Origin of the sequence: Sphaerospermopsis kisseleviana CS-549, assembly GCF_028329225.1 — a bacterium.
GTDB lineage: Bacteria > Cyanobacteriota > Cyanobacteriia > Cyanobacteriales > Nostocaceae > Sphaerospermopsis > Sphaerospermopsis kisseleviana.
The window spans coordinates 1-12,601 of record NZ_JAQMTI010000112.1; the positions used below are offsets into that span (position 1 = coordinate 1).

Below are 12,601 nucleotides of genomic sequence, written 5' to 3' on the forward strand. Positions count from 1 at the left end.
GAAAGCAAAGAAACATAAAAGTAAACGCAATTGCAATACCTGTCGTACTGGTAGTTGTTTTGAGCGCGTAGGGGGATAATTGACTATCCCTTTTGAGCAAGTCTTAAAGAATCTGCGTGTCTTTAGACCGCAGAGTGTCAAGTCAGACAGTATGTTTGTAAAATTGTAATAATGTAAGTTGCTAGTTATGCCTTTAAAGGCTAAAAAATGGGAACTTTCAGCAGATATAGGAAGAAAAATCCTAGATGATACTATCGAAATTGATTGTTATCCTGAATCCTATTCCTAACTATCAACTTGGGTTAATAATAATTATTGTTTTTGCAGAAAGTTAAAACCTGAAATTAAATTTAGGATGGCTGCCATCAGATGAATTCCCCATCTTCTTCAAATTATTGGAATGGGCGCTTTATAGGTGATAACCAGCGATACCGGATCGATAAACCTCTAGCTGTCGGTGGTATGGGAGAGGTATTATTGGCTACAGATACCCGTGTAGGTCAACAGATAGTATTGAAGTTACTCAAAGATACGCTGGTAGCATCCCAAGAGATGAGAAAGCGTTTTGAGCGGGAAGTGGCGGTGTGTGCAGCTTTACAAAGTGACCACATTGTTAAGATTAGTGATTGCGGGGTAACACCAGAAGGATATCCTTTTTATGTGATGGAGTATTTGCGCGGACAAACATTACGACAATTGCTACTGCATGAAAAGCGATTATCTGTAGAAAGAACCGTGAGTATTATTTCTCAAGTGTGTCAGGCTTTACAGATGGCACATCAAGGAGTAACTTTACAAAAAGATGGTATCAATGAACATATTCAGGTGATCCATCGTGACCTGAAACCAGATAATATCTTTCTCATCCCTACAGATTTGGGAGAGTGGGTGAAGATATTAGATTTTGGTGTAGCTAAAATCCGTAATGATTCTTCTGAACAGAGCAATTTAACTACTACTTTTATCGGCACATTTCGTTATGCTGCACCTGAGCAGATTCAAAACAAGCAAAATTTAGATGCCAGGGCTGATATTTACAGTTTGGGCATTATCTTGTATGAAATGTTAAGTGCAGCAGATCCCTTTGGTTTCAGCATTAAAGGTAATAATATCAGTGAAGCTTCCTGGGTTGTTGCTCATACTTATGAACTACCAAAACCGTTGCGTGAACAACTTGGATGTGAAAACATATCTGCCGAAATGGAAACTGCAGTCATTAAATGTCTGCAAAAAGATCCGAATAATCGCTTTGCATCAGTAGGTGAACTAAATCAGGCGTTGCAAGAGGTTATTAAACCCACCCTTGGTACCGCTAGTACCATAAATGAAACTATTGTTCAGCCTCAACCTGATTTTCATCAGGAAACTGTCTCTAAACCCTTGCAAACATTTGATACAAGCGAATCTGAAGATGAGACTATTCTACTGATCCCACAATTGCCAAATCAACAGTCAAATAACGAAACAGTACCCCGTCCCCTACAACCAAATCAACCACAACCACCAGAAGGGAGTATGTTCCAACATCGTCCTTCACCCTATGCAAACAACAATAACGAAACAGTACCCCGTCCCCTACAACCAAATCAACCACAACCACCAGAAGGAGGTATGTTCCAACCCCAACCGTCATCAGAACCAAAGAATCATCAAAATCCAGCAAATAGGCCAATCAACAATGAACAAGCCAGCAACTTAGATAATACCTTGTATCAGCCACGACCTGTAGTTTCTCCAAGTCGTAACAATATACCAGATAACACAATCTTTCAACCAAAGCCAGAACAGTTAGTTAGCCCCAGAAGTTCCCACAGTTTTGGGCGAAATATTTGGATTGGATTAGGAATTGTATTAGCTTGTTTGACAGGAATACTGATATTTTTCTTGTTCTCAAATTCTGGTTCTCAAGATTTACCTGGTGAACCTAGCTCAACTCAAAGTAATTAATATAACATAAGTTACTAGTTAGGAATAGGAGTCAGGAGTCAGGGAACACTAAGAAGGCAAGAGACAAGAGTTTATTTTTCCCAATTACCCATTACCCGTTACCCATTACCAGCCTCAACAGATGTGATCCGTGGAACTCATCAAAAAATTATCGACAAAAGTCTAATTACCTTTCCAAGACTCATCCAGATATTCTAGAGGCATCTGGATTAGCTACCAGCCAAACACTTTCATGCTTATCTTTGTTGTACAAACATTAGCAGAAATTCTAGCTGGAGGAACATCACTTACCAGTACCGAGCAAATTGACTTTAGTCATCCTAGCCATCGTCGGGAAGAGGGTGCAAGTCCGACTCTCAACTTGTATGTTTACGACTTACGCGAGAGTAAACAAATACAGCATTCCGGCAGACAAGTGGAACGCAAACTAACAAACGCTCTGCAACCTGCCATGATCAATTGGTCGCCTATTTGGTTTGATGTCTCTATATTATTAACAGCTTGGGATAGAACTGCTTTAGGTGAGCATCACTTATTAAGTGAAGCTTTGAATGTACTGTTGCGTCATCGCCCTCTGCAAGAGGATTTTTTAGTTCCAGAATTGCGGGGTTATGGCAATTTGTCCATGACAGTTGCTCTTGATCCACCGATTGAGATTGGCTCGTTATGGAGCGCACTCAATGTACCCTTGCGTGCTGGTTTGTATGTGACGGTGACAGTACCCTGGGAGCCACAGTCGATGCCTGTACCATTGGTTTCGGAAAGAATTTTCAATTTACAAAACCAATTTTATGGCAATGGCAATGGTAACGGCTCAGTTGCTACTAAACGGGTAGCGATCGCTGGCATGGTGAAAAGTGCGGTAGCTAATCAGCCTTTGGTGGATGCCAAAGTTGCTGTAGTCAAAACTGAAAAATCTGTATTAACAAATCAAGAAGGAATTTTCTTTTTTGAAGATTTACGTATAGGTAATTATGTTTTGACAGTCAATTGTCCTGGCTATTTACCACAGAATGTTAATGTCTTGGTCGATAGCCAAAATTATACCTTCAAAGAAATCTTACTAACTCCTGAATAACGAAGGCAGGAGGCAGGAGGCAGAAGGCAGGAGGCGGTTTTTGTTAAGGGGATTTATACCCCACTCCAAAAACTTTTGCCTTCAAAGGCGTTAGCGTAGCGAGACGAAGTCCGGTTTTAGACCCGATTGTTTCGATAAATTTGGGTGTTTACCGATTAGGAGATGCTTTTATGGCCAGACTTGATTACTTTGCTCCGGGTGTCTATATTGAAGAAATTGACCGTGGCAGCAGACCAATTGAAGGTGTGAGTACGGCGATCGCTGGTTTTGTCGGGTTTACAGAAGATGTGCGTGATGGGGCTGAATTATTTAAGCCCATGTTAATTACTAATTGGACGCAATATCTTAACTATTTTGCTCGTCCTAATTCTGATGGTTTCACTGATTTTAACGCCTACTTACCTTTTGCTGTTTATGGCTACTTTATGAATGGTGGTGGTCGTTGCTGGGTAACAAGCATTGGTACTCAGTTACCAGGCGCACCTAAACCCTCAAGCCCAGAACCAGCCATTCTCACAATTACTGGTAGAGGTAATCGGCCAACACTCCGCTTTGCTTTGCGCCCTGAACAAGCAGCCAGCGGAGCAGTCAATATTTTAATTACCGATGGTGGTCCTCGTCCTTTACCAGAAGGTACAGAAGGGGAAGCCCCACCCAATACTGGCGAGTATTTTTCTGTGCAGATTCGCCGGGGTGATGAAGTTCTGGAACAATACGAGAACTTAACCATGAACCGGGAGGCCGCAGCTCAGGTAGCCACCTATGCAGTGGCGGCTTTAAGAAATTCTATGTATATTCAGGTGCAAGATGTATCTCAAGCTGGACAGCCTTTATCGCGCCGTCCGGCCAATGGACAATATGAACTAGCACCACCGATTGTAGCTGTTCCCGTCGATAGATTTTCCAGCGATTTAGAAGGTATACGTGATGATCGTACAGGAGTAAGGGGGATTTTTGAAATAGATGAAATCACCATGTTGGCCTGTCCTGATTTAATGCGGGCATATCAAGCGCAAGTGCTAAATTTGGATCAAGTCCACGGTATCATGGAATTGATGATTAGTATGTGCGAAGGTTCAGCCAGTGGTGATATTCCTAACCCACCCAACCGCATGGTTTTGATTGATCCGCCTTCAGAAGCAGTCAAACCGCAACAGGTAGTGGAATGGTTGAATAGATTTAACCGTCGTTCCATGTTTGCTGCACTTTATTATCCTTGGATCAAAGTTGCCAACCCACGCGATCGCGGTAATCCGATTCTTGTACCTCCCTGTGGACATATCATGGGAGTTTGGGCGCGGACTGATGAAACCAGAGGAGTTTATAAAGCCCCCGCTAACGAAGTACCTAGAGGTGTAATTGGTTTAGGTTATGAGACCAACTTCCGCGAACAGGAATTATTAAACCCCTTGGGTATTAACTGTATTCGCACCTTCCCCAATCGTGGTATCCGCGTCTGGGGTGCGAGAACCTTGGTTGAGCCAGATAAAACCGAATGGCGTTATATCAGTGTACGACGCTTGATTAGTTATATCGAAAAATCCATTGAATTAGGTACTCAGTGGGTAGTCTTTGAACCCAACGATGAAGATTTGTGGGCGCGTGTTAGACGTACTGTGAGTAACTTCTTAGAACGGATTTGGCGTGAAGGTGCTTTATTTGGAGCTTCACCACAACAAGCATTTTATGTCAAGTGTGATGAGGAACTTAACCCACCAGAAACCAGAATATTAGGTCGTCTATATATTGAGGTCGGTGTTTGTCCTGTCAGACCTGCTGAATTTGTCATTTTCCGCGTCAGTCAGTGGAATGGAATCGCAGATGAAGAGTAGCAGAAAATCCATCTTGAAGGTTTTTATATCACTTATTGCACAGGAGGTTAAATCATTATGCCAGGGGAATTTTTAACGGCTTGCAAGTTTTACTTCGAGGCTGACGGAATTACTGATAAATTCATCAAAGAAATTAGTGGACTAGGTGTTGAAAGTACACCAGCGCAAGATATCCACGGCTCATCTAAGTCTGGTAAGATCATGCGGCAGGCAACACCAACAGTAGTAAAATTTACTAATATTACATTGAAGGTAATTGCCACTGATGATATAGACCTGTATCAATGGTATCAGAAATGTAACGAAGATATGGGAGATCCCAGACAGTGGGCGCAAAACCGGAAAACTGGCTCAGTAGTTGCCTATGATCAGCAAGGCAGTGAAAAAGCTCGTTGGAACATAGTTAACTGTTATCCCTGTAAATACACGGGTCCCACCTTAACTGCATCTGGTGGAGATATGGCCAATGAAACTATTGAGTTAGTTCACGAAGGCGTTAAACGGGTCAAATAATGATCAAATAATGGTCAAATAATAAATTTAGCAACAATCAAAAGTGTCACAAACAGCAGGTCAAGTTCCAGAAATTCTGACAGCCCATCGGTTCTACTTAGGTCTAACATTAGATGGTCAACAAGATAATGTTGATGGTTTCTTTTTAGAGTGTCAAGGCTTTAAAAGAACTCAAGATGCCGTTGAAATTGCTGAAGTTACCCCCAATAAATGGGGTGCATCAGATAAAGGTCAAGTTGTCAGAACCAAAATTCCTGGTAATGTCAAAAGTGGGAATATCACTCTCAAAAGAGGAATGACCAATTCTCTAGCTATCTGGAAGTGGTTTGAAGCCGTTCAAGAAGGCAAATGGGCTGATCAACGTAAAAATGCTTCTTTGACTATCTATGACCAATCTGGCAAAGAACAAGCAAGATTTGAATTAGCTGGTGCTTGGCCTGCTAGTTATAAAATAGCTGATGTTAATGCCCGCAGTGGTGAAATAGAAATTGAAGAAATTGAAGTTGCCTATGAAGAATTTAAGCGCGTAAAATAATAGGCAGAATATGTTTGCAACAGAGTTTGAATTTACACTGCCTAAAGGGTATCTAGACTCGGAAGGCAATCTGCACCGTAAGGGTATAATGCGATTATCAACGGCTATAGATGAGATAGCACCTTTACGTGACCCTCGTGTCAAAGCTAACCCAGCATATGCCACAATTATTATCTTATCTCGTGTGATTACTAAATTGGGTGCTGTATCTGACGTTAGTCCTGCTATGGTAGAAAACTTTTTTGCCCAAGATTTAAATTACCTGCAAGACTTTTATCGGCATATCAATGGTTTGAACGGTGAAACTTCCTTATCACGGGAGAAAGGAACTTCACCAGAACCACTGCTGCATACTTAAATCTAAGTAGGGTTTGCTGAATAAATACGAAAACCTTACAGGTAAAGGATTTCAGGGAATTTGAAATTGAAAAAGTGCAAGCCTTTAGGCTGTGAGAACTTAAAAACCTTGCATTTAAATTTGATTCAAAGGAAAAATCACTCCTATCCAACTCTTGAAACTGTTCCCTGTTAAGAGTTCCCTGTTCCCTGTCTCCACGACAAGACTTTTTTAGCAAACTCTAAGTAATTAAATTTACTCAGCCATCAGTAAAAAACATCAATAATTATGCCCCGTAAACAAGACACCCTCTATACTGAATTTGACTTTACTCTTCCACGGGGGTTAATGGATAGCCAAAACCGTGTGCATCGTCATGGAATCATGCGTTTAGCCACTGCCAAAGATGAAATTTTGGTGCAGAAAGAGCGCAAAGTCCAAGAAAATCCAGATTATAACGTTTTGGTGATGTTATCCCGTGTGATTACAAGACTGGGAAGTTTAAACTCTGTTAGCCCTGATTTATTGGAAGGACTGCTCTTACATGACATTGCCTATCTCAGAGAATTTTACAATCGAATTAATCAGCAAGGTAATACCCATATCCCTACTCAGTGTCCACATTGTAATACTCAATTTTTGGTAGAGTTAACATTAGCGGGGGAGTCATAAGCTACCCCTCTGACACTTTGTATGAGGAGGTAGCTTTTATTGCTTATCACTTTCACTGGTCACAAGATGATATTCTAAATTTAGAACACAATTGCCGTCAGCGGTGGGTGACAGAAATTAATAAAATTAACCAAAAATTAATATGAAAGTCAAAATAGCCTATTTAACCACAGAAAATGAAGTAAATGAACTCGACTTAGTAGTAGCAACTACACCAAAAGGAGAGTTTATCATTGGTCGTTCTCCTGATTGTGACTTACCCTTAGAAAGTCCTGATGTCAGTCGTATACACGGTAAATTCTTTGTTCAAGGTGGAAAGTATTATTATTGCGACACTGGCAGTAGGAATGGTTCTATAGTTAATAATCAATTAGCTGTAAAAAATCAGCCATATATTTTAAAGCACGGTGATTCTATCCAGATCGGAGATTATTTTCTGAAGATGGAAGATATGACACCTGCGGCGGAACAATTACCAGAAACCGTGTTTAGGGTTATAGACCCGGCGCTGTTTTCCAGACCAATATCACCAGAAGTTAATGTTGCTAACATTAATGAGCCAGCACCAGAAGTAGTTAGCAACTTGACTGAAGAAGTGATTAGTCCAATTCAGGAAGAGAAGACAACACCTGAAGTTGATGATGTTGCTGCTGCACAAGAGCAAGAGGTAATAACTACACCTGAAAGTCAAATATTACCTGAAAGTCTAATAGTAGAAGAAAAAACTTTTATCCAACCACAGGATATTGTTACTCCAGCATCGGAAACAGTACCTGATGTGACGACATCTGAGAGTGATGAAGATGATGAAGATATTGATTTAAGTACACCAATAGCAGAAGCAAGACCCTTTATCCAACCACAGGATGTTGTTACTCCAGCATCGGAAACAGTAACTGATGTGACGGCAAATGAAAGTGATGAAGATATTGATTTAAGTACACCAATAGCAGAAGCAAGAAGCATCGTAGAAACCGTTGTAGAAACAGTAGAGGTAGAAGATATTGCTGCTTCAGCATCGGAAACAGTACCTGATGTGACGACATCTGAGAGTGATGAAGATGTTGATTTAAGTACGCCAATGTTACAGGAATTAACAATTGTACAACCGCGAGATATTAACATTCGACCAGCGCCAACTGAAAGTAATATTGAAGTTGGAGATTCAGATACAGATGATGGTATTGAAGGAGAAAATTTAGTAACTGAGAGTGAAGTTCAACCAGCAGCGACTACAGATAATGATGTGCCAGAAGTGGTAAGTGATGTTGATGTAGAGGCAACTGAAACTGTATCAGAGACGTTGAAGGAATCCCAGATTGATGTGATATTTGCACCACATAATAATATTCTTCCTCAAGCAGAAGTTACGGAAATAATTGGTAGTGAAGATAGTGATGAAGATATTGAGGTGAGTAGTACAACCTTACAAGAAGTTAATCGAGAAGTGACCGAACTAGAGGTTTTTTCTACCACAGACAACTTAGAAACACCAGAAACAGAAACATCTATTTCTACAGCAGAAATCAGTGAAAAAATATCAGTAACAGAGGTGGTTTGTACAGCCGAAAACTTAGAAACAGCAGAAAACTTAGAAACAGAAACATCTATTTCCACAACTGAAGTTGGTGAGAATTTAGTAGTTGTTGGTGAAAAATTAGCAACAGTTACTGAATCTGAAGAATTACAAGCTGTTGACGATATAGAAGCAAATACGCAGAGAGAAGATAGTCAGATGAGCATTCAAAAAAATATAGTCCTCATTGCTCACGAAAGCAAGAAATATGAATTAGCTGAGTTGGTTGCTAAAAATAAAGAGTTTTTCTCTCAAAGCTTGACCATTAGCTGGCCTTCTGTGAGTGAAGTTTTAAAGCAAGAAGTTGGTCTGACTGTGAGTGAAGAAATTCCTTCTCCCACTGCTGGGGGATATCAAAAAATTAATGTCCTGCTAGGTTCTGGAGGTATTTTAGCTATGATTTTCCTCAGAGATTTTCTCACACCTGCACCTAGTCCAACTAATGAAGAAACTTTGTTGAAAATATGTAATATGAATCAGGTGTTGGTAGCAACTAATTTAAAAACAGCAGAGGTGATCGTGTATTATCTGAAAAACATTACAGATTCATAGATCAATAGTTACAAAAAACGGTTCTTCGGTACTTTTTATGGAGAACCCAGTTCAAAATCATTAAAATCCTTATTGTGCGGGCATTTCATTCAAAATATGGGCATTATAGTTTATAATCATTGCCCCGTAAGGATTTTGTGATAATCAATCCTTAACCTCCATAAAACAGACACAAGAGCCATATTTTGGAATATCTCTTTACTTCTATGTGTGTTAGCTTTGAAAAATGTCGAAATTCTTACATCAATCCCTGTATTGTTTAATCTTTTAAATAAATCCCGCATACTTGTTAAACTATTATCCAAGGCATAAGCCAACCAACACTCAACGTAAAGACATTTTTCTTCCTTCATTTTTATTTGTTGCTATTTTAAATCCTCTCATTCCTAAATTACGTACTTCATCTTGGACAAGGGCTTTTTTAGATGCGGTTAATCTTAGTGCTGTGGCTTTGATGGTGGTGACCACCTTACAATTAGGAATAACAACTTTAACTTTTGGAAAAGTGCCTTATGTGGATTTTTTAGGATTAATTATTTTCTTAATTTCTGCGGTTTTAGCTATTCGTTATCAAATTAATGCTACATGGTTGGTTTTAGGTGGTGGTTTAATTGGTTGGGGTGTTCAAATTTTAGGATATATCCAATAACAGATGGATAAATTTGCTTTAGTAATTTAACTATAAATATAGTTTTCAGTGATTGAAAAATGGCACAGTATTACGACAGCATAGCCCAAGAATATAAAAAATCTAAAGAGTTGCCGATTCGCCTACATATTGAAACATATACATATTTTAATATGCTTGGTGATTTAACAGGAAAATCAATTCTCGACTTAGCTTGTGGAGAAGGATGGTATAGTAGACAGTTTAAAGAAAAAGGTGCTTCTCTGGTGGTTGGGGTTGATATTTCTGAAAAAATGGTAGAACTAGCAAGAAAACAAGAAAGCAAACAAAAACTTGATATTCAATATATTGTTGCTGATGTGCTAGAACTAGGAAAAATTGGAGATTTTGATCTAGTTGTTGCTTCTTATTTACTGAATTATGCCCAAACTAAAACACAATTATTAAAAATGTCACAAACCATCTTTAATAATCTCAAAATAGGAGGGCGTTTTGTGACATTAAACAATAATAGTGAACAACCTCCAAGTTCTTATCTTAAAACTGAGAAATATGGATTTATTAAAACTATTTCCCAACCTCTGCAACCAGGAACAGCAATCAAGTATACATTTTTTGTAGATGGTCAGGAATTTAGTTTTGATAATTATTACCTCAGCAAAGATACACATCAAAAAGTATTTGCAGATGTTGGTTTTAAAAATGTTCGTTGGCAAAAACCATTAGTTTCTCCTGAAGGTATAGCAGAATTTGGGCAAGAATTTTGGCAGGATTTTTTAGAGTGTATCCCTTTAATTGGGATTGAGTGTTTTAAAGAGTAAACTTTTTTCATTCAGGAGTCAAAGGATCAAAAACTTCAAGAAGAAGGACAAAAATTGTCAGTTTCAATTTATATCCACACATCAAACAGAAATTGGGAGAGAAAACCTAAGAATTATTCTCTCTCCTCTCTTGCAACTTAAACATAATTTCTGCGTGCATTTCACGGGTAATAGGATAGAAAAAAGTCAAAATCAAACCCAAAATTAAACAGATTGTTGGTACTGGACCGACTATAATTCTAATAGCAGACAATGCGGAATCTGGTTGTATTGGTGTACTTTGTCCGGCTATAGTTTCCCGAAATCCAGAAGCTTGTAAAGCATTACCAACTATAAATAAACCAAATGCTAAACCAAACTTCTGTAATAACACCATAAAACCATAAAATACTCCTTCCCTTCTTTGTCCGGTTTGCAGTTCATCTAATTCTATAACATCGGGAATCATAGACCAAGGAATTAAATAAGCTGTGGAAACTCCACAACCAGCCATAACAGCCATAAAATACATTAAACCTATTTGATTTGCTTGCAGAAAAAATAATCCCGCAGCAGCAATGATCCATAAAGTCATACCCAAAAAATAAACGATTTTTTTACCAAATCTTTTACTTAAATAACTCCAAACAAATAACATTAATAAAGCAGTTCCTTGAACAGCAATTAATACTGTAGGAACTTGAGAATCTTTGAGTTTCATACAGTAGATGACAAAATAGGGAATGACTGTAGCGGTGATTTGTACACCTAACCAAGAAAAAAGATAAATGGCGATAACGAATAAAAAAGGTTTATTACTGAAAGCAATATTGATTTGTTCTATAAAAGGAATTTCTGCTGGTTGTTCTAATTGAATACGTTTAGATTCAAAAGCAAGAATCCGCTTTCTTGTTCCATAGACGCACCAATATAAGGATAACACCGAAATCACAGTACATATTGCTGCTAACACTAAATATTGTTGTTGTGGTTCACGAATTACAGCAAATACAATTTGCGCGAAAATCAATGATAAAATACTGCCACCAATAGAAAACGTAAACCGAAAACTATTTAAACTCGTTCTTTCATCATAATCTTGACTTAATTCCGGTGTCATTGCTGTATATGGCAAATTAACAATCGTAAAAAAAGCCTGAGACATAATCCCAATTGCTACGTAATACCAAAACAAAGGCCAAATATTACTACTTTGATTGGCAGTAAATTGTGGTACAATCCATTGTAAGAAAAAGAATAAACCAAAAGGAATTGCACCATAAAACATCCAAGGTAAACGACGACCCCAACGCCGAGATTTAGTCTTATCTGTTAATACCCCCACAACAGGATCATTGACAGCATCCCAAATTTTACCAATCATCAAAATGCTGCCCGCCAAACCAGGGGGAATACCAGCTACATTAGTAAAAAACAACAGTAAATAAAAGATGGCAATATTAGAAGTAATCGCCGGACCTAAATCTCCAGCACCATAAGCCAGTTTAGTATTCAAATCTAATTTTTCATTGTTCATAATTACTTACACTCATATTAAGATAGTTGGGATTTGCTTGCAGTGCTAACTAAAAACTACTTCCCTAAGTCCTATGTCAGACCTTTACGTTTCCTGGTCAGATTATCACCATAAAATTGAACAATTAGCAGTTAAGATTTATCAATCAGGTTGGCAATTTAACCAAATAGTCTGTCTTGCTAGAGGAGGATTACGAGTAGGAGATATTCTCTCCCGAATCTATGATCTACCGTTAGCAATTTTATCTACATCATCTTACAACGGTGCGGGTAAACAGGAAAGGGGCGGTTTGATAGTTTCCCCTCATTTAACCATGACTACTGAGCATTTGGGTTCGCGGATTCTTTTGGTAGATGATTTAGTAGATTCGGGTATCACTCTAAAAGAAACTATTCCTTGGTTAAAAGAATATAGCCAGGTTGCGATTGAAGAAATCCGTACTGCGGTAATTTGGTATAAAGATTGTTCTGTAATTGTTCCGGATTACTACGCTGATTATTTACCGGATAATCCTTGGATTCATCAACCTTTTGAAATCTATGAACATATAACCCCGGAGGAGTTGGCGGAAAAAGTAAGTCAGCTTTGTTGATA

At 38.6% G+C, this 12,601-nt stretch carries 12 protein-coding genes and 2 pseudogenes; 12 read left to right on the forward strand and 2 right to left on the reverse strand.

The features are described 5' to 3' along the window. The first annotated feature begins 369 nt into the window (after positions 1-369). From PN497_RS10020 to PN497_RS10055, 9 genes are all read left to right on the forward strand, one after another. Positions 370-1,947: a serine/threonine protein kinase gene (locus PN497_RS10020; RefSeq protein ID WP_272110030.1), complete on the forward strand. Its 1,578-nt coding sequence runs from the start codon at positions 370-372 to the stop codon at positions 1,945-1,947. Between the two features lie 232 nt (positions 1,948-2,179). Beyond that, on the forward strand, positions 2,180-3,025 hold the full coding sequence (locus tag PN497_RS10025; protein ID WP_096564870.1) for a Pvc16 family protein: 846 nt from the start codon (positions 2,180-2,182) through the stop codon (positions 3,023-3,025). A gap of 170 nt (positions 3,026-3,195) precedes the next feature. Beyond that, positions 3,196-4,857, forward strand: coding sequence for a phage tail sheath family protein (locus PN497_RS10030; protein ID WP_096564872.1), 1,662 nt, complete (start codon positions 3,196-3,198; stop codon positions 4,855-4,857). A gap of 57 nt (positions 4,858-4,914) precedes the next feature. Beyond that, positions 4,915-5,370: a phage tail protein gene (locus PN497_RS10035; protein WP_096564874.1), complete on the forward strand. Its 456-nt coding sequence runs from the start codon at positions 4,915-4,917 to the stop codon at positions 5,368-5,370. A 43-nt stretch (positions 5,371-5,413) separates the two neighbouring features. Then, a complete protein-coding gene (locus PN497_RS10040) occupies positions 5,414-5,905 on the forward strand; it encodes a phage tail protein (RefSeq protein WP_096564876.1) in 492 nt (163 codons plus the stop codon). A 10-nt stretch (positions 5,906-5,915) separates the two neighbouring features. Continuing rightward, the gene (locus PN497_RS10045; protein ID WP_096564878.1) at positions 5,916-6,263 is read left to right on the forward strand and encodes a hypothetical protein; all 348 of its coding nucleotides are present in this window, start codon (positions 5,916-5,918) and stop codon (positions 6,261-6,263) included. 267 nt (positions 6,264-6,530) lie between these two features. Then, on the forward strand, positions 6,531-6,914 hold the full coding sequence (locus tag PN497_RS10050; protein WP_096564880.1) for a hypothetical protein: 384 nt from the start codon (positions 6,531-6,533) through the stop codon (positions 6,912-6,914). Continuing rightward, entirely contained in the window at positions 6,911-7,060 is a 150-nt protein-coding gene (locus PN497_RS25765; protein ID WP_334310637.1) for a DUF6760 family protein, read from the forward strand. The genes PN497_RS10050 and PN497_RS25765 overlap by 4 nt, the downstream gene beginning before the upstream one ends. Next, positions 7,057-9,042: an FHA domain-containing protein gene (locus PN497_RS10055; protein WP_096564882.1), complete on the forward strand. Its 1,986-nt coding sequence runs from the start codon at positions 7,057-7,059 to the stop codon at positions 9,040-9,042. The genes PN497_RS25765 and PN497_RS10055 overlap by 4 nt, the downstream gene beginning before the upstream one ends. Before the next feature lie 179 nt (positions 9,043-9,221). Here the strand turns inward: PN497_RS10055 and PN497_RS10060 are convergent. Further along, positions 9,222-9,377: pseudogene (locus PN497_RS10060) on the reverse strand (IS4 family transposase); the annotation flags it as partial. A gap of 2 nt (positions 9,378-9,379) precedes the next feature. On the opposite strand from PN497_RS10060, the pseudogene PN497_RS10065 reads away from it, so the two are divergent. Further along, positions 9,380-9,691, forward strand: a pseudogene (locus PN497_RS10065) (chromate transporter); the annotation flags it as partial. A gap of 59 nt (positions 9,692-9,750) precedes the next feature. Continuing rightward, entirely contained in the window at positions 9,751-10,491 is a 741-nt protein-coding gene (locus PN497_RS10070) for a class I SAM-dependent methyltransferase (RefSeq protein WP_096564884.1), read from the forward strand. 106 nt (positions 10,492-10,597) lie between these two features. On the opposite strand, the gene PN497_RS10075 is transcribed toward PN497_RS10070, so the two are convergent. Further along, the gene (locus PN497_RS10075) at positions 10,598-12,007 is read right to left on the reverse strand and encodes an MFS transporter (RefSeq protein ID WP_096564885.1); all 1,410 of its coding nucleotides are present in this window, start codon (positions 12,005-12,007) and stop codon (positions 10,598-10,600) included. 73 nt (positions 12,008-12,080) lie between these two features. Between PN497_RS10075 and PN497_RS10080 the strand changes: the two genes are divergently transcribed. Further along, a complete protein-coding gene (locus PN497_RS10080) occupies positions 12,081-12,599 on the forward strand; it encodes a phosphoribosyltransferase (protein ID WP_096564887.1) in 519 nt (172 codons plus the stop codon). Positions 12,600-12,601 lie beyond the last annotated feature (2 nt).

Bases quoted from the DNA above. Each gene is read 5' to 3' on its own strand.
- PN497_RS10030 (WP_096564872.1), top strand. From the start codon at position 3,196: ATGGCCAGACTTGATTACTTTGCTCCGGGTGTCTATATTGAAGAAATT.
- PN497_RS10035 (WP_096564874.1), top strand. From the start codon at position 4,915: ATGCCAGGGGAATTTTTAACGGCTTGCAAGTTTTACTTCGAGGCTGAC.
- PN497_RS10070 (WP_096564884.1), top strand. From the start codon at position 9,751: ATGGCACAGTATTACGACAGCATAGCCCAAGAATATAAAAAATCTAAA.
- PN497_RS10045 (WP_096564878.1), top strand. From the start codon at position 5,916: ATGTTTGCAACAGAGTTTGAATTTACACTGCCTAAAGGGTATCTAGAC.
- PN497_RS10050 (WP_096564880.1), top strand. From the start codon at position 6,531: ATGCCCCGTAAACAAGACACCCTCTATACTGAATTTGACTTTACTCTT.
- PN497_RS10075 (WP_096564885.1), bottom strand. From the start codon at position 12,007: ATGAACAATGAAAAATTAGATTTGAATACTAAACTGGCTTATGGTGCT.
- PN497_RS10080 (WP_096564887.1), top strand. From the start codon at position 12,081: ATGTCAGACCTTTACGTTTCCTGGTCAGATTATCACCATAAAATTGAA.
- PN497_RS10020 (WP_272110030.1), top strand. From the start codon at position 370: ATGAATTCCCCATCTTCTTCAAATTATTGGAATGGGCGCTTTATAGGT.
- PN497_RS10055 (WP_096564882.1), top strand. From the start codon at position 7,057: ATGAAAGTCAAAATAGCCTATTTAACCACAGAAAATGAAGTAAATGAA.
- PN497_RS10025 (WP_096564870.1), top strand. From the start codon at position 2,180: ATGCTTATCTTTGTTGTACAAACATTAGCAGAAATTCTAGCTGGAGGA.